Below are 20,207 nucleotides of genomic sequence, written 5' to 3' on the forward strand. Positions count from 1 at the left end.
GGGGTTTCGGACATGCACAGTCTGTTTTCTTGCCTTTTGCTCCTGGCCTGGATTTTTTCCCTCCCGCTTGAAGCCCACGACAAAAAAATCTATCAGCTCGATACCAGCCCGCTTCAGGCTGAGCCGGATCTGGCCCGGGAATTTCAAATCCTACAGGAGAAGTTCCAGGTCGAGGCTTTGTCCAATGCCGAACATGAACGCCGCCTGACCATCCTGGAACAGGTGATTCGAAAAAAACCCGACTGGCTCGATGGTTATTCCATGATGGCCGCGGAATCCTTTTTTCTGGGTTCAAGTTTCACCGATCCCAAGGACCACCCCACCGCCCGCCGTTACCTGGATGAGGGTGAAAAACGCATCAATGAGTGTTTGAAGCGCGCGCCGACCAATATCCTCTGCAAGTTTTTCAAGGCCTCCCTGCGGGCCAAGATTGCCAGCATTGATGGCATCTTCGCCTCCCTGCGTTATGGGCGCTCGGTGCGCGACGCCTGGATCGAAGTCGTGGAATCGGGCATCGACATGCAGTTCCGCCCGAACGTATCCCTGCAAGGGTCCGTGCACTATGGGCTTGGGCTCTTCTTCCGCCTTGTGCCCAACTTCTTTCTGATGGATTGGTTCTTTCACATTCGCGGCAATATCGATGAATCGATCAAGTATCATCGGGCTGCGGTGAAGTTCGATGGCAACAACCCATGCTACACCTTGATGCTGGCCGTCTCACTCCTCTGCAAGGTGAAGGGCAAACCCAATACCCCGGAGTACGCCGAAGCCATGAGCCTTCTCAGTGCTCCCGCATCCAGGCCTGTTGATGTCGCCCAGGCTGTCTGCGTTCATGACATTCCAAAAATTCGCAATGAACCGAAGAAAACCTGTGGTTATACTCAGGCCAAGTATCAGGATGATGTCAAAGAAGAAGACTTTAAAAAGTAAGCCGCGCAAGGCCGTCGGCATCCAGCGACGGCGGCCTTTCTTTGGAACTATTCAAAACTTTCTGCCAAATGATCAGCCCGCGCTCCTGACTCCAAACGGACTCTTCTCTTCCGCAACAGATATTCTAAGATAGTAAGAGCCTGGCCGAAAACCCCTTGAAGGCAAGGCGTCAACGAGCGAGGAGTTTTCGGCCAGGCTCCTAGAAACAGGTTAAAAACTCTCCATGAACACCCGATTTCCTCAGGCTTTCGCAGCCGTGCCGCCGCCTCTCAGAGCCAGTCTCTGGGACGTTACGTTCTATTCGCTGATGGTTGGAATGGCTGAAACCTATCTCAGTGCCTTTGTGCTGACCATGGGTTTCAGTGAACGGGCCTCCGGCCTGCTCGTGACCCTGCCGATGCTGATCGGGTCGGTCATTCAACTGGCGTCCGGATTCTGTGCCCAGTTTTTCCGCTCCCAGAAATTCTGGGTCATGGTGAGTGCCAGCATTCAGGGCAGTGCTCTGGTGCTGCTCGCTCTTCTAAGCTACGGCTGGACCATCAGTCCTCTGTCGAACGACATCACGGTCTTTGTCTTGATCAGCGTCTACTGGACCTTTGGTCTGGCAGCCGGCCCGAGCTGGAGCAGCTGGATTGGTTCCATCGTGCCCGATGAACAGCGGACCCATTTTTTCTCCTACCGCACCCGGGTGGCCCAGTTCTTTACCCTGCTTGGTCTGCTGGTGGCGGGTCTGGCTTTGGAAACCCAATCGGAAACGCCCCAAAGGCTGCCGATCTTTGCGCTCCTGTTTTTTGTAAGTGGCCTCTGCCGTTACATATCCGTCGTATTTCTGGCGAAGCATCCGGACAGCCTCGTGCGCCCCCTGGTCGATGCGCGGGCCCTCTTCAAAAAGAGTTTCTGGTCCTGGCTGGCTGAAAAGCGTTCCCTGGTCATTATCCTTTTTCTCTTTCTGACTCAAATCGCCACCAACATCTCTGGTCCCTTCTTTAACGCCTACATGCTAAAGCAGCTGGAACTCGACTATCATGACTATATGATCCTGATCAGCACAGCATTCGTCGCGCGTGTGGTGGGCGGCGGGGTCATGCATAAGCTGGCCCATAATCTTGGCTCCACGACCCTGACCCATCTGGGAGCCCTGCTCATCGCTCCCCTGCCGATGCTCTGGATCGTCAGCAGCAACTTCACCTGGCTCTTTCTGATTCAAACCTTTTCCGGTTTTGCCTGGGGCTGTCACGAACTCGGTGTGACCCTGATGATATTGGATAAGCATTCGCATCGGGAGCGGATCAGTCTTCTGACCATCACCCAGCTCTTGAACGCAACGGCGACGTTCCTGGGATCATGGATTGGTTTCATGATTCTCGGCGCCGGCACGCTCACCGCCGCGAATTACTTTCACGTCTTCATCCTGTCGAGTGTTCTGCGCTTCGTGCCGGTTATGGTTCTGGCGCGACTCGGGGACAGTCGCCTGCGGGGGCTGTTGATTCCCTCGCGGTTGTTTTCGAGATAGGGTTGTAAGCAATTCGATTCAAGTTGTGCCTCTTGAGAACGTTTTTTTCATAGCAAGTTTTCGATCCAGTTAACACCTTTTGACAGCATCTCTGGAATCAAGTAAACAAGCGTGTCAGAAGCATCAAGTCTGCCTAACCAGCCAGACGTAATTTGCCGTGTCGATGCAAAGATAATTTCAGGAGATATTGATTGATAAGGCTTCTCTTTGGGCTTGCCATTCTTAGTTCCAATTCAGCATATCCCGCGTCGTGGGAAGTTGAAATCTGGAATGCCAAAACTGATGAAGTGCGCATATTCAAGCCCGCTCCTGATACTGAGGAGGAGATTCCTACGCCCGGGCCATACAAGTGTAAAGCTGAAAAGGAATACACCTTTCCGTCGGGCAAAGATACATTGCATGGACGACGATTCTCTTGCATTCTTGGATCCGCAAGCGTTCATATATCCACATATTGCCCTCTGGTAAGAGGCGGGAACAACACAGCCAAAATTGGAGTTAGAGGAGAAGGCAAGAAAGACGTTCCATTGTTCCAAGCTGTTCTCCGGTGTAAATACTAGGCATAATTCTTCGTTGGCAATGCCCAAGAACAGCGCCCAATCTTACTTATTCCCTGCTATAATCACGACATGTCAATAAAAAGGCCATTCATGAAAAAGACACCCATGCTTTGCCTTGCGGCATGCCTTGTGTCCTCTGTGCGGGCCGATGGGCATTGGGGGCTTGAATCCGGTTATTCCCGAGACGGCGCCGGAGGATCACTGCACAGACGGGAATTGCCCGATCTGCCGGTCGAGACCCCGACGCGGAATCTCACGCAAAGGGATTGGGCTGACTTCATCACCTGCGGGGACATGCTCGAAGGCGTGGTGCACCTATCCCACTATGCAAGGCCCTCCCCACAATTTTTCCATAGGATTGATGCTGACAGGATCACAGTCTTCACCCCTTATTTTGCCGGTGTCGACAGGCTTCGCTGCCAGCGCCACACCTTTGGCATCAAGTACAAGCAAACCGAAACCGTCTGCTACATGGCCATCCCCTATCGTTCGCACACAAGACGGCCAGAGACCTGGGGTTACCATTACACCGCGAGCGGCATCGGTTCATGGTGGAATGGAAAGTTTGCCAGCGGCGGACGCTTTCAATTCTTTCATCAAGTCGACAGGCAGATCGCTGAAGATGCCAGACGATTTCCCGATGAAATCATCCAGCCACTCGGCGGCTCCACCAATTTCATGAATCAGAAGGTCATTCCCTTTCAGTTGCATCCCAGGGCCCAGGATCTATGGGGACCGAAGCTGAGCCTTGATCAAGAACTCGTTCCGCTTTTCATCAGGAACCTCACGCAAATGGCGACGATCGCCGATCCGGAAATTTCCGTCGGCAGCGATACGACGATCGATCAAATCCAGGCAGGTCTGGATACCTGCGAGAGTGCCGGCACCAGGGTCGGATTGAAGGCCCTGCCCAAGGTGGTCGCGGCCCTTGGCTCAAGACTGAAGCCAGGCATCCTTGCGCAGAAATCCCGCAATGCAATGATGACCCTGAAGCTGAAACCCCTGCAAAGGAAGGTCAGGCCCAAGGAAATCCTGTCCATCGAGGCCATCCTGATCAATGAATCGCCTGGGTCCTTTGATACCGACCCCGGGTCATCGTGCAGTCCACATTGGTCGGTGCTGCCCAAAGGTTTTTTCACCGATATCGGAAGTATCTCATCATGCGTGGCCGCCGATTCCGATGGTCTCGCATTGGGCGCCCGCAAGAATCTCAAACCATGGCCGAACAGGCTCACGATTGGGCCTGGAGTTGTACGGAGCTTTCTCATTCATCTTCGCGTCAATGAGTTTGCGAAGGCGGGAGAGCTTGAATTCAGCCTTTCTTTCGGGCGGAGAAATCCCATTCGCAGTGCGCCGCAGAAAGTCTTCATCCTGGGAGAGCGGGAATCGCCATGAAGGGAATTTTGCATCGTTCCTCCTTCATTCTCATGTTCCTATTGGTCACGCTGTCCTGTCAGCGTCCCACCCGATCGAAAACCTTGGGCGGGTCAAAGCCGGCGTCCAGGCCCGCCCCGTTGGAGTGGGAAAGCATCGCAACGCCCGGCAGGACGGAAGCCTGGAGTGAGCTGGTTCAGTGTCTGGAGCAGACCAATTTTCTGTCCTCGCGTCCGACCAGGAGCTGGTACAGTGACTCGGATTTCGCAGGAACGTTGCTCAGTCTGGATCAAAACATGAGTTTACGCGGTGAAGCTCACGCCGTGACGGTTATTGGGAAGGATGGATTGAGGAGTTTTCCGAACCCTTGCCGTTCCCCGAAGTTCCAGCCAAAGCTCGGGCGCTGCCAGGTGCGGGTCTCGTTTCAAGATTCCTCCCGACGTCAGCGTTATATCCATCTGGATGCAACAGGTCTGCTGTATGAGGTCAGGAACGCCGAGGTCAAGAAAGTGATTCCTGCCGATCGCATTGGAGCCCGTGATTACATCAGCTATATGACGTTCGGCGAGACTCCATCGGAAGCTCCCGCCAGAGCCGCGAGCGAGGGGGAGATCAAATGGCTTCTGGATCATATGGAAGGCGCATTCGAAAGTGATTGGACGACGCATCACCATTTGCGCAATCTGCAGTCCCAAAAAAGGCTTGATTCCTGCCTGAAGGCGGCCAAGGTTTATGCGAGAAAACCTCTTTTCAGACGGGTTGCGAAACTGAGAGCGGAATCGCAGCACTTCGCCAGCCTCCGATCAGCCCAGACCCGTGCGATTAGGTTCACTGTCAGCCTTCAGGGAAGTGATCAGGAGGCCAAGGCCACACTGAGGGTGAACAATCCCACCGAGACCCCTTTTTTCCTGGAACCTGATCCGGAATATCCCTGCTTCCTGGCGCTTGCCTGCGGCACCTATAAACCTCGCTTCAAAAATCCGTATCGAAGCTGTCCGCTGAGTTTCGGCGACGCTGTGGGTGTTGCGCCGGGAAAATCCTTGAATCTGCCACTGGATCAGATCTATGACGTCGGTGTGCTGGAACGAACTAACGAAGCCTACAAGTGCCCCCTGGTTCTGGGACACTTCCAGCCCATCCGTCCGCAGTGATCCTCAACGCTTCGCCGTGGCCTTGATCGGTCCACAGTTCCGATTCAACCAGCCGAGCGTTTCACTCTGCACCAGCTCCACATTTTCCTGCGCCCGATACCCATGCGATTCATAAGGCAGCATCACAAGGCGCGCGGTGCCGCCGACGCCACGAATGGCCTGAAACATCCGCTCGGTTTGCATGGGGGCGGTGCCGGGGTTGTTATCATTTTTCCCGTGGATCAAGAGCAAGGGCGTCTTGATTTGATCGGCGGTGGCGAAGGGCGAAACCATCATATAAAAGTCCTTGGCCTCCCAGAACGTGCGCCGTTCGGCCTGAAAACCAAAGGGTGTGAGACTGCGATTGTAGGCACCGCTGCGTGCGACGCCGGCACAAAACAGATCACTATGAGCCAGAAGGTTGGCGGTCATGAAGGCTCCATAGCTATGGCCACCGATGGCGACCCGTTTACGATCCACGACACCGCGTTTATCCAGCGCGTCGATGGCGGCTTCCGCGTTGGATACGATCTGCTGCACGAATGTGTTGTTGACCGTTTCCTTGTCACCGACCACCGGCATGGCCGCCTGGGTGAGGACCGCATAACCCTGGGTCACGAGCCACTCCACACCGATGGGTGACGGGCGGCTGTAGCGTTTATCGGAGACCCTGACCTGACCGGCAACGTCCTTCGAACGAAACTCCTCAGGATAGGCCCAGACCATGGCCGGCAGCTTGGTGCCAGGCACATAATCATGCGGAAGATAAAGTGTGCCGGAGAGCGTGATGCCATCCTTTCTTTGATAGACCAAAGGCTGCTTTTGCGCGCGCGTCATGGCGGGAACATTGTCCACGAATTGTGTCAGGGCTTCGCTCTGCGTCGTCCGCAAATCATGAAGCCAAAGATTCGGTGGCTCGACCGCTGCCTGGCGCGACACCGCGAGGCGATGGGGCTGATGGCCGATCATGAAGCTGAATTCCTCAATATACGGGGTATCAGCCGGGGATTGGAAAAGCCGCGTGGTCTTGCCGGTTTTAATATCCATCGCATCGAGGAACGGCCGCTCACCCTTGGGACTGTCACCATCACCGGACAGGAAGAGACGATCCTGATCCATGAACACCCGGTAGTGACCGTCAGCATCCTGAGTCAGGTGAATCCGCCCGGGGTGATTGTAGTCATCCGTGGTTTGATAATCGAGCAGGCGCCGGCGCTCCCTGGTTTTAAGATCAGCGAAATCCACAAGACTGCGATGGGTATCAGGATTGTAATCGCGCACCAGGATCTGATCGGCACGCGGAAGAAAATTCACCGAGATCGCACGATTTTCCGTGCGGAGATGTTCCACGGGTTTGCCAATAAAGGGTAAATCCCAGCTCATCAAACGGTCGCGATGGTCAACCTTCTTGCGTGGATCCCCATCATCCAGAGCCTCCCACCAGAGAAGACGGGCCGGATGATCCAGCTGCCATTGAACGTCGCGCGGTCCGATGCGCTCGCCCTCGGGTGGTATGGTTTCCGCCAGGGGCATCTGCAGAACTTTTTGCAAGGAGCCCTTTTTCAAGGACAGCACCTGCACATCACGAGCGAATAATCGTGCAGGGACGGCCAGCGAATAAGGTTTCGCATAACTTTCCAAAAGAACATGCTCACCATTCGGCGCCAGGGCAAAGGACTGCAGAGGCAGCACGGGCCCGATCCGTTTGGTCCTCAAGGTTTTGACATCCACAGCCACGAGTTGCACCTGGGCCACTTTATGAAACAGTTTTTGATCCGCTGCTGTGCGGAGCAAATGCGCATAAGTCCGGGCCGGAACCTTGGTGCCTTCCGCCTCTTCGATGGTCACGCCCTCCAGGAGCGGGACCTTCAGGCCCTCCTGAAATTTTTCCCGCGTGGCAACGAAAAGCGTCCGACTATCCGCCGACCACTGAAATGGCACTTGAATCATCGTGTCATTCAAATAATGTTTTTCCAGACGCCGGGCGGCACCCGTCTGAGCATCGGCCAGCCAGATTTCAACTCCATTCTGAGCATCGACACTGAGCGCGAGCCAGCGACCATTGGGGCTGAAACGCACGGTTTCCACATGGCGATCCTCTGGAATGCGAATGGTGATGGTCTGACGTTTTTCCAGGGAAAATATCGAGGGATTGGTATAAATCGTGCGCCGCTTCGTGCTCCATATTTGAGGATCAACCTGCACACCAGCCAGTCCCAAATCCGGAGCCGCCAGCAGTTCCAGGGGAACCATCGGCGCGCGCTCCAGATACAGCACCTTCTCGGCTGTCGGATCCTTCACCATCATGGGCCACAGGGGAGCCTTGATCATGTCACGTAAGGTGGTCGGAATCGCTGGTGCCGGTTTCGGCCCTGCGAAAACAGCCGTCTGGGCCCAGAAGAGTCCCAGGATACAAAGTTTGCGGATCATGTCGCATCCTTTTTGGTTCGGTTCATTCATTTTGTCCTTCTTCGTTGGTAGCGCCTCCATCACGATTCGGCAAGCCTAACCCGTTTTTCCAATCGAGAATTCCCGGGCATCGTGCTAGAGAACACAGGTATGAAGCGAGATGCATCCATTCTAATCCATCGTGGCCCAGGTGAAACGCAGCCCCATCTGCTGTGGACGCTTCCCGAACCCATGAAAACCTTGAGCTGGGCGCTTCATGGCGGTGGGATCCACGTTGCCCAAAAAATCGCCTGGATTCAGGTCGGTCCTTATGATTTGACGCGCGACACCTGTCCGCGAAATTTTCTGCAGCAGAAATTAAAAAATATCGGAGCTGATGATGCGCTGGGTCTTATGACCAGCGCCAAAATCGAACACTATACCCGGGTCGTGGCGACAGTGGGTGGCATCACTGCGACAGCCGTGGCCACCGTGGGACTCGGCAACGCCCTGCGGGCCGGCGATCCCAGTCGCACAGGGGCGCCGGTGGGGACCATCAACTGCGTCTGTCTTGTCGATCACGCGTTAAGTTTGGAAGCCATGCTCGAAGCCCTGGTGATCAGCGCCGAAGCCAAAACTGCGGCGGTGCTCGAGAGCGGTTTGCGCAGTGCGATGTCCGGGCTGCCGGCCACAGGCACAGGAACCGATTGTCATGTCATAGCATGTCCGGATAGGGAATCCGTGAGCCCTTATGCCGGCAAACACACGGATGTTGGATCCGCCATTGGAGCCTCCGTCTTCACTGCCGTGCAGAAGGGTGTGCAGCGCTGGATGCAGCTCCATCCGGATCACCCGCTGGCGCTTGACAGGTTCCAAGCGGCAATGAAATAACCGTCTTGACTGTCGTATAAATAAAGAGACAAGGCGGGAGGGAGGCGAGCAGCGGAGTTGGCAATTAGGCCAATGAGCAGCGCAGCCAACTGAGCAACGCAGTATCTTTATTTATACGGCAGTCAATCGATCACCCATAAGGAGAAGGCTTTGTTTCCCGTCACACCCTTGGCCTTTTCCTTGCCTCCTCACTCCCAACTGGAATTGATCAGTGGTGGCGCGCGTTCCGGAAAAAGTCGCTTTGCTGTGGAAACCGCACTGAGGGCCGGTAAGAAAAGACTCTTCGTCGCCACAGCACAGGCCTGGGATGCGGAGATGCAGGAACGGATCCGCCTTCATCAGGAGGAACGCCGCGAAAATTTTCTGACGCTTGAAGCGCCCTTTGGCTTGCATCAGCATCTGGAATTGCAGCCTGCCTTTGATGTGATTCTGATCGATTGCCTTACGCTCTGGATCAGCAATCTGATGCTGCAGGACAAAAGCGATGGCGAAATTCGCGAGCAGGTACAGCTCGGGCTTGATGCGGCGATGCGGAAAGCACCGCGGGTTTTGCTGGTGAGCAATGAAGTGGGTTTCGGTATCGTGCCGGACAATGCCCTGGCCCGTCGCTTTCGTGATTTGAATGGCCGTCTGCAGCAGGACATCAGCAGCGTCGCCCATGAGGTGCATCTCGCGGCGCTGGGTGTGGTTCTGCCTCTCAAAAAACTGGCCCGTCTGGCCGCCGAGGCTGATCATGCCGGGTCCTGAAACTCTGGCCTTGGCCTGGATTCTGGCCCTCGCCTGGGATCTCCTGCGAGGGGAATATCCCAATCGCTGGCATCCTGTTGTTTGGATGGGGCAGGCGACGACCTGGGGGGAACGCCTTTTTCTAGGACGCGGACCGCGCCTTGAATTTTGGGGCGGCCTGCTGATGACGCTCGTGATTCCAGCCGCGTTCACGTTTCTCGTCTGGCTCAGCATTGAAGCGGTCGCAGCCTGGCCTCTGGTCCAGGTTTTAATCACAGCGTTTTGGTTGAAAGCCAGCTTTGCCTGGAAGGCCCTCGGGGGCGCAGCGGAGACGGTGCATCAGCATCTCGCGCAGGGTGATGTGGAAACCGCGCGCTTTGAACTGCGTTCACTCTGCAGCCGTAATGCGAGTCAGCTGAACGAAGAGGAGCTGACCGAAGCGGCCATCAGTTCGCTGGCGGAAAATCTTTCTGACAGCGTGATCGCGCCCTGGTTTTTTGCGGTCCTTTTCGGTGTGCCCGGCGCCATCTTTTATCGAGCGGTGAACACCATGGATGCGATGATCGGTTACAAAAATCACTATAAGGATTTAGGCTGCGTGGCGGCGCGAACGGATGATGCCTTGAACTATATTCCCGCGCGTCTCACTGTTTTATTTTTGCTGCTGGCACGCAGTGTGCGGGGCTGGCTCCGAACCTTGGACAATCCGAGCGCACGCGCGGCCTGGGCTGTGGCCCGACGTGATCATGCGCGGACACCGAGCCCGAATGGAGGCTGGCCCATGGCAACGATGGCGGGCATGCTGGGCATTCAGCTGCGCAAACCTTCCGCTTACACGCTGGGTCTTCCGCTCAGACCGAGCGCGCTGCCTTTAATTCATGAAGCCTGGCGCTTTGCGGAACTGGCGGCGGCGCTCGCCTGGCCCTGGTTTCTCGCGGCGGCGATCGTCATGGCAGGAATGTATCAATGAGAGAGACGATGGAACCATCCCCATGGATGCACGGTGGGCTGACGCCTGATGGAGTTTTGCCCGATGCTTCCGTCCTGGATCTGAGTGTGAACATCAATCCCTATGGTCCCGATGCGGATCTGCGTACATTCCTCAGTCGCCAGGCTTTTGATCAGTATCCGGATCCGCAGCAAACGGAGCTGCGCGAAGGGCTGGCCCGGATGTCAGGCCGCGCGGCGGAGGAAATTCTGGTGGGCAATGGCTGCAATGAACTGTTTTGGGCCGCGGCGCGCGCCTTCCTGAAACCCGGGCTGCGCTGGATTGCGATTGAACCCAACTATTCTGAATTTGCCAGGGCCGCGGCGCGCACAGGTGCGGAAAAAATCGTGCTGCGGGCGCGGGAGGAGGATCTCTTTCACTGGTCGCTGGATGAATTGAAAGGACTCCTTGAACATCATCAGCCGGCGCTCGTGATGACCAGCAATCCCTGCAGCCCGACCGGTTTTTTTCAGGATATGATAGGATTTTCCGGAGTGGCTCAGGCCTTTCCTCGCACGCTGTTCTGTCTGGATCTTTCCTTTCTGAATCTCAGCCCGCACTGGCGCAGCTCCAGCCTCATCGAATGGCCCTCCAATGTTCTGCGTTTTCATTCGCTGACCAAGGACTTCGCAATCGCCGGCCTCCGGCTGGGTTATGTGGAGGCGCATCCTGTTTTGGTACACGAAATGGCTCAGGAAATTCCCACCTGGTCGGTGAACAGCCTCGCTCAGGCCGCTGGGATTTGGATAACGCAGAACCACGAGCGCCTGGCGGAAAGCCGTCAGCTGCTGCTCGAGGATAGGCAGCGTCTGGAAGAAGGCCTTCAGGAGCGGGCGTTTTATTTTGCGCCGTCCCAAACTGTTTTCACCATGCTGCGTTCACCGCGAGCCGCGGAACTCATCGCAGGTCTGTGGCAGCATCATCGCATCCTCCTGCGCAGCTGCGCTTCGTATGGTCTTCCCCATTGGCTGCGGGTGGCCGCGCGACCGCAGCCGGAACTCCAGAGATTCTGGAAAGCGCTGGATGAGGAGTTTTCATGTCAAGCCTGAGCCCCGTACTGATGGTTCAAGGAACCAGTTCCAATGTTGGCAAAAGTCTGATCACCACTGCGCTCTGTCGCTGGTTCGCGCAGCGTGGTTTCAAGGTCGCGCCTTTCAAGGCTCAGAACATGGCTCTGAATGCAGGGGTGACGCGTGATGGGGGAGAGATCGGCCGGGCCCAGTTGATTCAGGCGGAAGCGGCAGGCGTCGCGGCCACGGTGCATATGAATCCGCTTCTGCTAAAACCCGAAGGGGATCGGCATTCGCAGCTGGTGGTGCTCGGGCGTCCGGCAGGCCGTTATCACTTCGGCAGCTATCATGAGGCGAAGCCGCGTCTCCGGGAAATTATTCTGAGCAGTTTGAATGAGCTGCGTCGCTCGCATGATCTGGTGATCGTTGAAGGCGCGGGGAGTCCGGCTGAAGTCAATCTGAAGGCCCATGATATCGTGAATATGTTCGTCGCCAAAAGCGTGCAGGCGCCTGTGCTTTTGGTGGGTGATATCGATCGTGGAGGTGTGTTCGCATCCCTGTTGGGAACACTGGACCTTTTGGATCCGGATGAGCGGGACCTCGTCGCGGGATTCATCATCAACAAATTTCGTGGTGATCCGGGCCTCTTTGAGGATGGCATTCACTTTATCGAGCGGCGCAGCGGAAAACCTGTCTTTGGTGTTCTGCCCTATATGCGACATCACGGGGTGGCGGAGGAGGATTCGCTTGGTCTCGATGAACGGCCGGATCGTTTGCGGCGGGATCCGCAGGGTCTTGATATCGCCGTGATTCGTTTGCCACGTCTCTCCAATTATGATGAGTTTGCCAGGCTCGAAGAGGAGCAGCATTGCCATGTCGCGTATATCACAGACCCGCGTGAAGCCCGTGACGCGGATCTTGTGATTATCCCTGGATCCAAGGCGACCATCAGTGATCTCGCCTGGCTGCGGGAGCGTGGTTTTGCTGAGGTCCTGAAGCAACGTCTGCTTGAAAAAAGACCGATACTGGCGATCTGTGGGGGCTATCAGATGATGGGCCTCCGTATCGAGGATCCGGATCGGGTCGAAGCGGATACCCCTCATACGGACGGGCTCGGCCTTCTGCCGATTCGCACCGTTTTTTCAGCTGAAAAGGTGACGAGGCAGCGGGAGCTGCAGTTTCTAAAAGCTCCCGATTGGATGCCGAACATGATAGGGGTTCCCCTGGAGGGCTATGAAATTCATATGGGTCAGGTCACTCTTCCTTGCGAAGGACCAGGTGGGGCCGCGCTTTATGATCCGGAGGATGGCCGGCAGGAAGGATGGCTGCACGCGAATCGTCATTTTATGGGCACCCTGATTCACGGACTTTTTGATAACACGCATCTCCGTTTGACCACGATCAATGCGCTCAGACGGGCCAAAGGTCTCGCGCCTGTTGCGGTGACCCAGGTGCGTTCCAAACATAAGGCCTTCGATGAGTTGGCGGCCACCTGGGATCAGCATGTGGACATGCCGGCCCTTCTTACATTACTTCACCTGCCAGCGAGGAAATCTCATGCAGTTTCACATCTCCTCCCCTGAATCATCGTTTCGCGCTGCGGTCCAGGCGGAAATGGATAACAAGACCAAACCTTTGCATTCCCTGGGTCGCCTGGAGGAACTCGCGATTCAAATCGCAATGGTGCAGGGAACTCTGAAGCCGCGGATTGAAAAGCCCAGTCTGCTCGTTTTTGCCGCTGATCATGGCGTGGCCCGGACTGGCGTCAGTCCCTATCCACAGAGCGTGACCGGTGCCATGGTTCGCAATTTTTCGCAGGGTGGCGCGGCCATCAATGTGATGACCCGCGAGCTGGGTTGGGATTTGCATCTGATCAATGCCGGCACGCTCGAACCCACACCGTGGCCTGGCGTTTTGGATCGACGCCTGGGTCCCGGGACACGCAACATGCTGGAAGAATCGGCCATGACGGTGCCGGAACTTTTGCAGGCGCTGCGCACGGGCGCGGAGCTGGTTCAGAAATTAAAAAGCGAGGGCTGCAATACTCTGGCTTTCGGTGAGATGGGCATCGGCAATTCGTCGTCGGCGGCGCTGCTGATTCATTGTCTTTGTGATGTGCCTCTGCCGGCCGCCATCAGTCGCGGCGCAGGCTGCGATGATACCCAGCTGCAGCAGAAGCGCCTGCGATTGGAGGAGGCCCTGCAAAAGCATGGACGTGTCACGGCTCCTTTTGAAGCGCTGCGGATTTTTGGGGGATTCGAGCTGGCAATGATGGCCGGAGCGGCTCTGGCGGCTGCGGAGGAGCGCATGCTGATCGTTGTCGATGGACTGATTGCGAGCGCTGCGATTCTTGTGGCGATCAAGGCCTATCCTGAAATGAAACCGTATCTGCTCTTCGCCCATCGTTCGGCCGCTGATGGTCATACAGCCCTGCTCGAACATCTGAAGATGGAGCCTCTTCTTGATCTAAATATGAGGCTCGGCGAAGGGACCGGTGCGGCCCTGGCTCTGCCCTTGATCCGGACGGCAGCGGCACTGCTCTGCGATATGGCAACGTTTGCCACAGCGGAAGTGGAAGGGCCCGTCCGTTCATGAGAGCCCTGCAGAGCTTTCTGGCCGCCATCGTAACCTTCACTCGCATTCCTGTGCGCTGGACGCTGCCGCCGGAGGCCTTCACGCGGGCCAGTCTCATGCTGCCTGTGATGGGCTGGCTGATCGGTGGTCTGCAGTATGCGATCCTGCATTATGCAGCCCGGAGCATGGCGCAGGATGTGGCTTTGTTTTTGGCGCTGATATTTCCCTGTCTTTTATCAGCAGGAATGCACGAGGATGGACTGGCTGATTTTGCCGATGGGATGCTCGGTGGTCAAACCGTGGAACGGCGTCTGGACATTATGAAGGATCCGCGGGTGGGAAGTTATGGTGTGCTGGCGCTTGTGATCATCCTGGGTGGCAGTTTTCTGGCTCTTCGCGGCACAGCCGTGGAATTTCAGGGTCGGGCGCTGCTGCTAACGGCTATCCTGAGCCGCGGCATCTGCATTCCCTTGCTCGGAACACTGCCCTATCTCAATCGAGCAGGAAGCCGTTCTCAGGGCTTTATTCCACAGTCCTTTCACGGCTGGCGGGTGATTCTCCCACTCTGGCCTTTGCTTCCGGCGCTTCTTCTCCTGCCTTCCTCTCTGTCGATCATTTTATTTGTGACTGTTTTCGTTGTCCTCTTTTTGTGGCTGCGCTTTTATCTGCAGGGCAAATTGAAAGGACTCACAGGCGATTGCCTGGGAGCCGCCATCAAAATCGCTGAATTCAGTTTCCTCCTGCTCAGTGCTGGGCTTTGGCCAGGTGCATGAGGATCCAGCCATCCAGTTCGGATTCACTGAGCAGCTGCATACCAAAACTCTGATACCATAAACGCAGGCCCGGGGCTTGCAGACGCGTAAACCCGCTCAGGAGCAGTTGACCACCCGGCACCAAAGCCCGCACGAGAGCCGGCGCGAGTTCACGCAGCGGTTCTTCCAAAATATTGGCCGTGATCAAATCAAAATGCGTACCCCAATGATCCGGTGGCGCATTTTCGAAAGCAATAGGTAGAGACGCGCCATCCAAATCCGCATTGCGCTGCGCCGCCTCCAGCGCCAGAGGATCGATATCGGTGCCCGCGACAAATTTCGCGCCGCGCGCCCGGGCGATACGGGCCAGGACGCCTGTGCCGGTTCCGACATCAAGAAAATTCGAGATCGCCTGGGTGCGACAGAGAAAATCCACGGCTCCCGCACAAAGCCTTGTGGTGGGATGGGAGCCATCACCAAATGCAGAACTGGGAATTTGGGCCAGACCCAATCGAGGGGTCGCAGGCAACGGGCTGGTCTGTCCGACCGGAAACAGAAAGACAAGGGGACTCAAAGGACGGGAACTGTGGGATTCCATCAGGCGGGCCTTCCTTGCACAAACGGAAACGAAAAAATCCACCGCGAAGGTGGATTTTCAGTCTATACCCGTCAGAATTTGAAGCAAGCTGAAGTCAATCAATAAATCACCACATCCGGGATCGCCGCTTCAAACATCGTCCCCTGCATCGTAAAACCATCAAAGCCGAGAAGCTGCCGTTCCCAGCTATGCACTCCACGACGGCGGGCGGATTTGGTATCGGCATAAACAATCAAGCGGCCATCCAGAGTCTGCAGGCTGTAAAGACCTTGAACCGAACCTGTCAGCACGGTCGCCTGATCGCGGAGGATCACCTGCGTGGAAGCGCCGAGCGTGATATCTCCGCGTGCAAAGAGCAGCGAACCTTCTGCACCCACATGGGCCAGCCAGAGATCGACATCCGCATAGGCATAGCCGTTGGTATCGAGATGCGGAATCATGCGGGCCTGCAATTGGGCCAGCTGCGCGGAGGCATTCAGATCCACACCCGCCGAACCGCGGACACCCGCAGCGACGGTAACTCCGATCGGACCGAGTTGCACGCGATAGGGAAATTCCATATCCAATGCAGGGAGATTGAAGCTTTTTTCATAGGATGGCGTCGTCACATTCATGGCTGGTCCCCAAACCTTCTGCCCCACGACAAAGACTCCGGCACTGAGTTCGAGCTGGTGACCTGCGTGGCTGCGTGTGCCGGCTTCCGTCCGCAGAAGCGGAATGCGACGGTCGAGCAGATAGCCCTCCGCTTCCCCACTCGCCTTCACTTCATTCACCACGGCCTGGGGATTGTGCGCGCCGAGGCAAAGATCGGCATTCAATCCGAACTGAGCCGTGCGGCGACTGCCCTTCTGCCAGCCCCACTCATGACACCTCTCAGCGGCTGACATTTCACTGGCGAACATTAACAAGGCCCCGGCTGCCATCCAAAACTTTTGCATGTCAAATCTCCCTTTGATAAGTAAGAGGATCAGGTTTCCCCTGGATCCACCCAATCCTTTTCCATTTGATCCCAGGCCTCGGCGAGCTGTGGGCTCACCACCAGCGCCTCGCGGATGTCACGAATCTTTTTCAGAAGATGAGCATCGCGATGTCGCGCTTCATAAAGATTTTCCAAAACCTTAAGACGGATGCGGTCGTCCGGTGCGCTGCGCAGAAGTTGCAAAAGCACCGGAATGGAGTCGGTTGCAACAACCCGATCGCGAAGACACTGCAGAGCCATCAGTGCCAGATCCATATGGGGATCCGCGGCCAGCAGCAAAAGCAGTTTTTCCGCCTCGGGCCGCTGCATGAAACGCAGAGCCTGAACGATGCGCAGACGCAGTTTTAATGAGGCTCCCGGAAGCCACGACGCCACGATCGGAAAAAATTGTTCCAGACCGGCATTGCCCACCAGATCCAAAAGATGCAGGCGCTCCATTTCCGAATGGGCCGCAGTCAGACGCGCCTGCAGCTCATCGACAAAAGCAGGGTCCTGATAACCGTGCTTCAAATGGGTGGCCATGCCGAGTTCCGCCGCGGTGCTCAGCTCCGGATCCTTGCTTTGCTGCCGCATGGTATCCAAATACTTCCAGCTCTGCAGCGTCGGTCCCGGAGCGAGGCCCACCATGGGCAGGGCGCGCTCCTGCCACGCGACGTCGTCCTTGTGCGCCAGGGCCTGAGCGACAAAGGCATCCAGCGCTTGCGCCTCGCCCGAATAAATCAACGCGCCGGATAAGGTGGCAAAGGCGCTGCTGGCCGGATCGATGTCCTCCAGATCCTCCGCCAGCTCCACTCCCAGAGATGGGTCCTGACGCAGGGCCTGTTTCAATTCCAGATATTCCTCCTGATTGGATTCCGTGGAACCACGCGCAGGGGCCTGACCCTCCCCATCCTTGAATCGACGCCAGCGTTGAACGATCCGCTCCCTTTCCCTGGTGCTGAGCATTTTAGGGGCGGCAGCCGGTGCATTGGCCTGGCCGGCGAGCAGGGATTTCACATGAGCGATGCTGGCTGGTGCGCGCCGCTGAATCCTGATTTCAATATCCGTGCGTGCAACCAGATTTTTATTTTGCAGGGACACGCTCTGCTCATGACCCTCAAGACGCAAAAGACCAAATTCAATGGGCTGCGCCTCCTCACTGCTTGCGACCACCTGATATTGAAGGGTTTGCGTCAATCCCGCCGCGGTGGGTTCACCGTGGACCGGTCCGGAAAATTTCTTGGACCAATGCACAATCTTTTGATCCTGATTCCAATCCACCGTAACGGTCACATCCCCTTCCAGACGACGTTCGTGCTGCAGCCAGGGCTTCTTTTGCGGCCAGCTGGAACGCAGCCCGCCATCCAGTTGAAGAAACAGACTGCGAGCAATGGCCAGAGCCGGATCCTCGGTGGCCCGCCCTACCGCTGCAGCGGAAGCCAGAAAATTCCGCGTGTAATGAACAGTACGACTGAGGCCACGTTCCTGGATCACATCCGCGCCCGCACAGAGCACATTTGTAAATTCAAAGACCAGGGCCGGCTCACCAGCAGCCGGCAGGGCCAGATGCAGAGCACCCTTGGATTCGCAGGCGATCGTCAATCCTTCGCCCTGGGACGGGACACCTGGCAGAGCGGGATTCAAATAGCTATGTGAAGCATAGGAGAAATCAAAGGACTGCACCGGAAAACCTGACGGCACAGGTTCGGGCACGGATCGATGGGACGTCGCAGGCGCGGGCCAGAGCAGGAGAACCGCTCCAGCGAAGGTTGCCAGCATAATTAGGCTAACAATTATACGACGAAGAGCCATGAAAGACTTGCCTACAAACAAATTGAGTGTTGTTTTTGGGATTAACAATTTTCAGCGAAGACTGCAAGCGATGACAGCTCAGCCTGTTGAAGTTTTTCCGCAGATTGTTTCCTCGGTATTCAACCACGTCAGCATGTCGCCTATAGCAACAGCGGTCAATTCCGGAATTTTGGTGTTATGATGGAAAGCACTCGAACCGAAAGAGAGGGCGGACGTGATTCGGGTTTCCAACCTGGCCAAAACCTATCGCATTCATGAAAAGGATCCCGGTCTGCTCGGCAGCATCAAAGGTCTGATTCATCGACGCTGGCTCGATCGTCATGCCTTAAGACCGATATCCTTTGAGGTGGCGCCCGGTGAAATCGTCGGCCTGCTTGGTGCCAATGGCGCCGGCAAAACCACTTTGATCAAGATGCTCGCGGGCATCATGCATCCGAGTTCGGGAACGGCCGACGTGCAGGGCTATGTGCCCTGGGAACGCAAGGATCCATTCAAGCATCAGATCGCTTTGATACTGGGGCAGAAATCGCAGCTCTGGCCGGATTTGCCGGCGGCGGACAGCCTGCTCCTCCTGCAGGAAATCTATCGCATTCCGGCCAAGGCTTATCAGGAGCGACTCGATTATTTTTTGGAAACCCTGGATCTGCGCAAGCTGCTCAAAACGCAAATCCGGCGTCTGAGTCTCGGTGAACGCATGAAATTTGAACTGGTGGCGGCGCTTCTGCATCAGCCCAAGGTCATTTTTCTGGATGAACCGACGATCGGCCTCGATATCGGTTCCCAGCGGGCGATCCGCACTTTTCTACATGACTACCGGCGCACCTTTCAACCCGCGATGATACTGACCAGCCACTATATGGAGGACGTCACCGCACTGTGTGAACGTCTCCTTATTCTGCGCGAAGGTGAACTCGTGTTTTCCGGCCGGCTCACCGACATCACAAACCGCTACGCCCAGACGCGAAAAATTCGTCTCGGGGTGAAGGACGATGCGACGAAAGCCGCGGTTCTCTCCGTATGCCCGCAGGCCCGGGAGGCGGACGAGTCCGGGACCTTGATGCTGTCCGTTTCCAAGGATGACGTCAGCGAAAACATTTTGAAAATTCTCAGCGTGGCGCCGCTTGCGGATCTCGCCATCGAGGAGGACGATCTCGCCAGCATCATCGATGCGCTGCAAACATCGCGGGAGCTGACATGAGGTGGTTCCTTCAGGTCATGAGCGGCCAGATGCGCATGCGGCTTGCCTACCCCTGGGGTTTCTGGGTGAGTCTTTCGCTCGAACTCTTCGTGGTCGCCTCCATCAACTGGTATCTTTGGAGCGCGGTGCTGGCCTCACGCGGCGGTGCTGATTTTCCTGGTTATACTCTGCGGACTCTGGTGCTTTATTCGCTGATCACTTCCATCCTGCGCAAGGTGCAGGTGAACTCTGACCAGTTCGGTGGGCTGGGTGATGACATCTACTCCGGTTCGTTGAACAAGTACCTCGTCTATCCCGTTTCCTATTTCGGCTTTCGCTATGCCATGCATCTCGGAGGCTCCCTGGTCAGCTTCTGTCAAAGTTTTCTGGCCCTGCTCCTCTTCTGGGTGGTCTTTGCGCTGCAGGATATCCAGCTGCCGGGCATGACCAGTCTCCTTCAGTTTCTGGTGCTGGTATTTCTCGGCGTTTCCCTGCGCTTTCTGATCAATGCCGTCCTGCAGACCCTGGCCTTCTGGTTTGACCAGGTCTGGTCGCTGCTCGTGCTTTTCAACTTTCTGATCCAGCTGCTCGGTGGCCAGCTGATTCCCATGGACCTTTATCCGGACTGGGCCCGGAATCTTTTATTTTATACGCCCTTTCCGCTACTGGCCGCCTGGCCCGCGGAGGCGCTGCTCGGCAAGATGTCCTGGACCGGGTTTTTTCAGGGCTGCGGGATGGCCTGCCTTTGGCTGGTTGTTTTCAACGGCATCGCCCGCTTCAGCTTCAACCGCGGCGTCCGCAATTATTCCGGTATCGGAGCTTGAAA

Annotated in this window: 17 protein-coding genes; 13 read left to right on the top strand and 4 right to left on the bottom strand. The window is 56.3% G+C overall.

From position 1 onward, the window contains the following. The first annotated feature begins 12 nt into the window (after positions 1 to 12). The 4 genes from OLTU_RS22130 (at position 13) to OLTU_RS22145 (ending at position 5,528) form a co-directional block, all read left to right on the top strand. Positions 13 to 930, top strand: coding sequence for a hypothetical protein (locus tag OLTU_RS22130; RefSeq protein ID WP_141734927.1), 918 nt, complete (start codon positions 13 to 15; stop codon positions 928 to 930). 223 nt (positions 931 to 1,153) lie between these two features. Further along, a complete protein-coding gene (locus OLTU_RS22135; protein WP_141734928.1) occupies positions 1,154 to 2,443 on the top strand; it encodes an MFS transporter in 1,290 nt (429 codons plus the stop codon). Between the two features lie 689 nt (positions 2,444 to 3,132). Next, on the top strand, positions 3,133 to 4,398 hold the full coding sequence (locus tag OLTU_RS22140; protein ID WP_218110190.1) for a hypothetical protein: 1,266 nt from the start codon (positions 3,133 to 3,135) through the stop codon (positions 4,396 to 4,398). Beyond that, positions 4,395 to 5,528 carry a hypothetical protein gene (locus OLTU_RS22145; RefSeq protein WP_141734930.1) on the top strand — a complete coding sequence of 378 codons (1,134 nt, stop codon included), beginning with the start codon at positions 4,395 to 4,397 and terminating at the stop codon, positions 5,526 to 5,528. Before OLTU_RS22140 ends, OLTU_RS22145 begins: the two co-directional genes overlap by 4 nt. A gap of 3 nt (positions 5,529 to 5,531) precedes the next feature. On the opposite strand, the gene OLTU_RS22150 is transcribed toward OLTU_RS22145, so the two are convergent. After that, complete coding sequence (locus OLTU_RS22150; RefSeq protein WP_176736852.1) at positions 5,532 to 7,937, bottom strand: S9 family peptidase; 2,406 nt, start codon at positions 7,935 to 7,937, stop codon at positions 5,532 to 5,534. A 129-nt stretch (positions 7,938 to 8,066) separates the two neighbouring features. Between OLTU_RS22150 and OLTU_RS22155 the strand changes: the two genes are divergently transcribed. From OLTU_RS22155 to OLTU_RS22185, 7 genes are all read left to right on the top strand, one after another. After that, complete coding sequence (locus OLTU_RS22155) at positions 8,067 to 8,786, top strand: adenosylcobinamide amidohydrolase (protein ID WP_141734932.1); 720 nt, start codon at positions 8,067 to 8,069, stop codon at positions 8,784 to 8,786. Positions 8,787 to 8,936: 150 nt separating this feature from the next. Further along, on the top strand, positions 8,937 to 9,533 hold the full coding sequence (cobU, locus tag OLTU_RS22160) for a bifunctional adenosylcobinamide kinase/adenosylcobinamide-phosphate guanylyltransferase (RefSeq protein ID WP_218110191.1): 597 nt from the start codon (positions 8,937 to 8,939) through the stop codon (positions 9,531 to 9,533). Beyond that, complete coding sequence (gene cbiB / locus OLTU_RS22165) at positions 9,520 to 10,482, top strand: adenosylcobinamide-phosphate synthase CbiB (protein ID WP_141734933.1); 963 nt, start codon at positions 9,520 to 9,522, stop codon at positions 10,480 to 10,482. The genes cobU and cbiB overlap by 14 nt, the downstream gene beginning before the upstream one ends. Before the next feature lie 8 nt (positions 10,483 to 10,490). Then, complete coding sequence (locus OLTU_RS22170; protein WP_176736853.1) at positions 10,491 to 11,549, top strand: pyridoxal phosphate-dependent aminotransferase; 1,059 nt, start codon at positions 10,491 to 10,493, stop codon at positions 11,547 to 11,549. Next, on the top strand, positions 11,537 to 13,093 hold the full coding sequence (locus OLTU_RS22175; protein ID WP_141734935.1) for a cobyric acid synthase: 1,557 nt from the start codon (positions 11,537 to 11,539) through the stop codon (positions 13,091 to 13,093). Before OLTU_RS22170 ends, OLTU_RS22175 begins: the two co-directional genes overlap by 13 nt. Continuing rightward, on the top strand, positions 13,068 to 14,105 hold the full coding sequence (gene cobT, locus OLTU_RS22180; protein ID WP_141734936.1) for a nicotinate-nucleotide--dimethylbenzimidazole phosphoribosyltransferase: 1,038 nt from the start codon (positions 13,068 to 13,070) through the stop codon (positions 14,103 to 14,105). The genes OLTU_RS22175 and cobT overlap by 26 nt, the downstream gene beginning before the upstream one ends. Further along, positions 14,102 to 14,857, top strand: a complete 756-nt coding sequence (locus OLTU_RS22185) for an adenosylcobinamide-GDP ribazoletransferase (RefSeq protein ID WP_141734937.1) — start codon at positions 14,102 to 14,104, stop codon at positions 14,855 to 14,857. Before cobT ends, OLTU_RS22185 begins: the two co-directional genes overlap by 4 nt. On the opposite strand, the gene OLTU_RS22190 is transcribed toward OLTU_RS22185, so the two are convergent. The 3 genes from OLTU_RS22190 to OLTU_RS22200 form a co-directional block, all read right to left on the bottom strand. Further along, complete coding sequence (locus OLTU_RS22190) at positions 14,829 to 15,434, bottom strand: 50S ribosomal protein L11 methyltransferase (protein ID WP_141734938.1); 606 nt, start codon at positions 15,432 to 15,434, stop codon at positions 14,829 to 14,831. The genes OLTU_RS22185 and OLTU_RS22190 overlap by 29 nt on opposite strands. Before the next feature lie 98 nt (positions 15,435 to 15,532). Beyond that, positions 15,533 to 16,372 (bottom strand): hypothetical protein, encoded by an 840-nt coding sequence (locus OLTU_RS22195; RefSeq protein ID WP_141734939.1) that lies wholly within the window; start codon positions 16,370 to 16,372, stop codon positions 15,533 to 15,535. Positions 16,373 to 16,401: 29 nt separating this feature from the next. Beyond that, complete coding sequence (locus tag OLTU_RS22200) at positions 16,402 to 18,171, bottom strand: HEAT repeat domain-containing protein (RefSeq protein ID WP_218110192.1); 1,770 nt, start codon at positions 18,169 to 18,171, stop codon at positions 16,402 to 16,404. 247 nt (positions 18,172 to 18,418) lie between these two features. On the opposite strand from OLTU_RS22200, the gene OLTU_RS22210 reads away from it, so the two are divergent. Together OLTU_RS22210 and OLTU_RS22215 are read left to right on the top strand one after the other, a co-directional pair. Then, the gene (locus tag OLTU_RS22210) at positions 18,419 to 19,402 is read left to right on the top strand and encodes an ABC transporter ATP-binding protein (protein WP_141734942.1); all 984 of its coding nucleotides are present in this window, start codon (positions 18,419 to 18,421) and stop codon (positions 19,400 to 19,402) included. Then, complete coding sequence (locus OLTU_RS22215; protein ID WP_141734943.1) at positions 19,399 to 20,205, top strand: ABC transporter permease; 807 nt, start codon at positions 19,399 to 19,401, stop codon at positions 20,203 to 20,205. Before OLTU_RS22210 ends, OLTU_RS22215 begins: the two co-directional genes overlap by 4 nt. Positions 20,206 to 20,207: the final 2 nt, after the last annotated feature.

Origin of the sequence: Oligoflexus tunisiensis, from assembly GCF_001748245.1 — a bacterium.
Lineage (GTDB): Bacteria > Bdellovibrionota_B > Oligoflexia > Oligoflexales > Oligoflexaceae > Oligoflexus > Oligoflexus tunisiensis.

What these genes read in the sequence shown, in the direction of transcription:
- OLTU_RS22185 (WP_141734937.1), top strand. Translation starts at nt 14,102, where the DNA reads ATGAGAGCCCTGCAGAGCTTTCTGGCCGCCATCGTAACCTTCACTCGC.
- OLTU_RS22175 (WP_141734935.1), top strand. Translation starts at nt 11,537, where the DNA reads ATGTCAAGCCTGAGCCCCGTACTGATGGTTCAAGGAACCAGTTCCAAT.
- OLTU_RS22200 (WP_218110192.1), bottom strand. Translation starts at nt 18,171, where the DNA reads ATGCTGGCAACCTTCGCTGGAGCGGTTCTCCTGCTCTGGCCCGCGCCT.
- OLTU_RS22190 (WP_141734938.1), bottom strand. Translation starts at nt 15,434, where the DNA reads ATGGAATCCCACAGTTCCCGTCCTTTGAGTCCCCTTGTCTTTCTGTTT.
- OLTU_RS22170 (WP_176736853.1), top strand. Translation starts at nt 10,491, where the DNA reads ATGGAACCATCCCCATGGATGCACGGTGGGCTGACGCCTGATGGAGTT.
- cobT (WP_141734936.1), top strand. Translation starts at nt 13,068, where the DNA reads ATGCAGTTTCACATCTCCTCCCCTGAATCATCGTTTCGCGCTGCGGTC.
- OLTU_RS22195 (WP_141734939.1), bottom strand. Translation starts at nt 16,372, where the DNA reads ATGCAAAAGTTTTGGATGGCAGCCGGGGCCTTGTTAATGTTCGCCAGT.
- OLTU_RS22145 (WP_141734930.1), top strand. Translation starts at nt 4,395, where the DNA reads ATGAAGGGAATTTTGCATCGTTCCTCCTTCATTCTCATGTTCCTATTG.
- OLTU_RS22130 (WP_141734927.1), top strand. Translation starts at nt 13, where the DNA reads ATGCACAGTCTGTTTTCTTGCCTTTTGCTCCTGGCCTGGATTTTTTCC.
- OLTU_RS22135 (WP_141734928.1), top strand. Translation starts at nt 1,154, where the DNA reads ATGAACACCCGATTTCCTCAGGCTTTCGCAGCCGTGCCGCCGCCTCTC.
- OLTU_RS22150 (WP_176736852.1), bottom strand. Translation starts at nt 7,937, where the DNA reads ATGATCCGCAAACTTTGTATCCTGGGACTCTTCTGGGCCCAGACGGCT.
- OLTU_RS22155 (WP_141734932.1), top strand. Translation starts at nt 8,067, where the DNA reads ATGAAGCGAGATGCATCCATTCTAATCCATCGTGGCCCAGGTGAAACG.
- cbiB (WP_141734933.1), top strand. Translation starts at nt 9,520, where the DNA reads ATGCCGGGTCCTGAAACTCTGGCCTTGGCCTGGATTCTGGCCCTCGCC.
- OLTU_RS22215 (WP_141734943.1), top strand. Translation starts at nt 19,399, where the DNA reads ATGAGGTGGTTCCTTCAGGTCATGAGCGGCCAGATGCGCATGCGGCTT.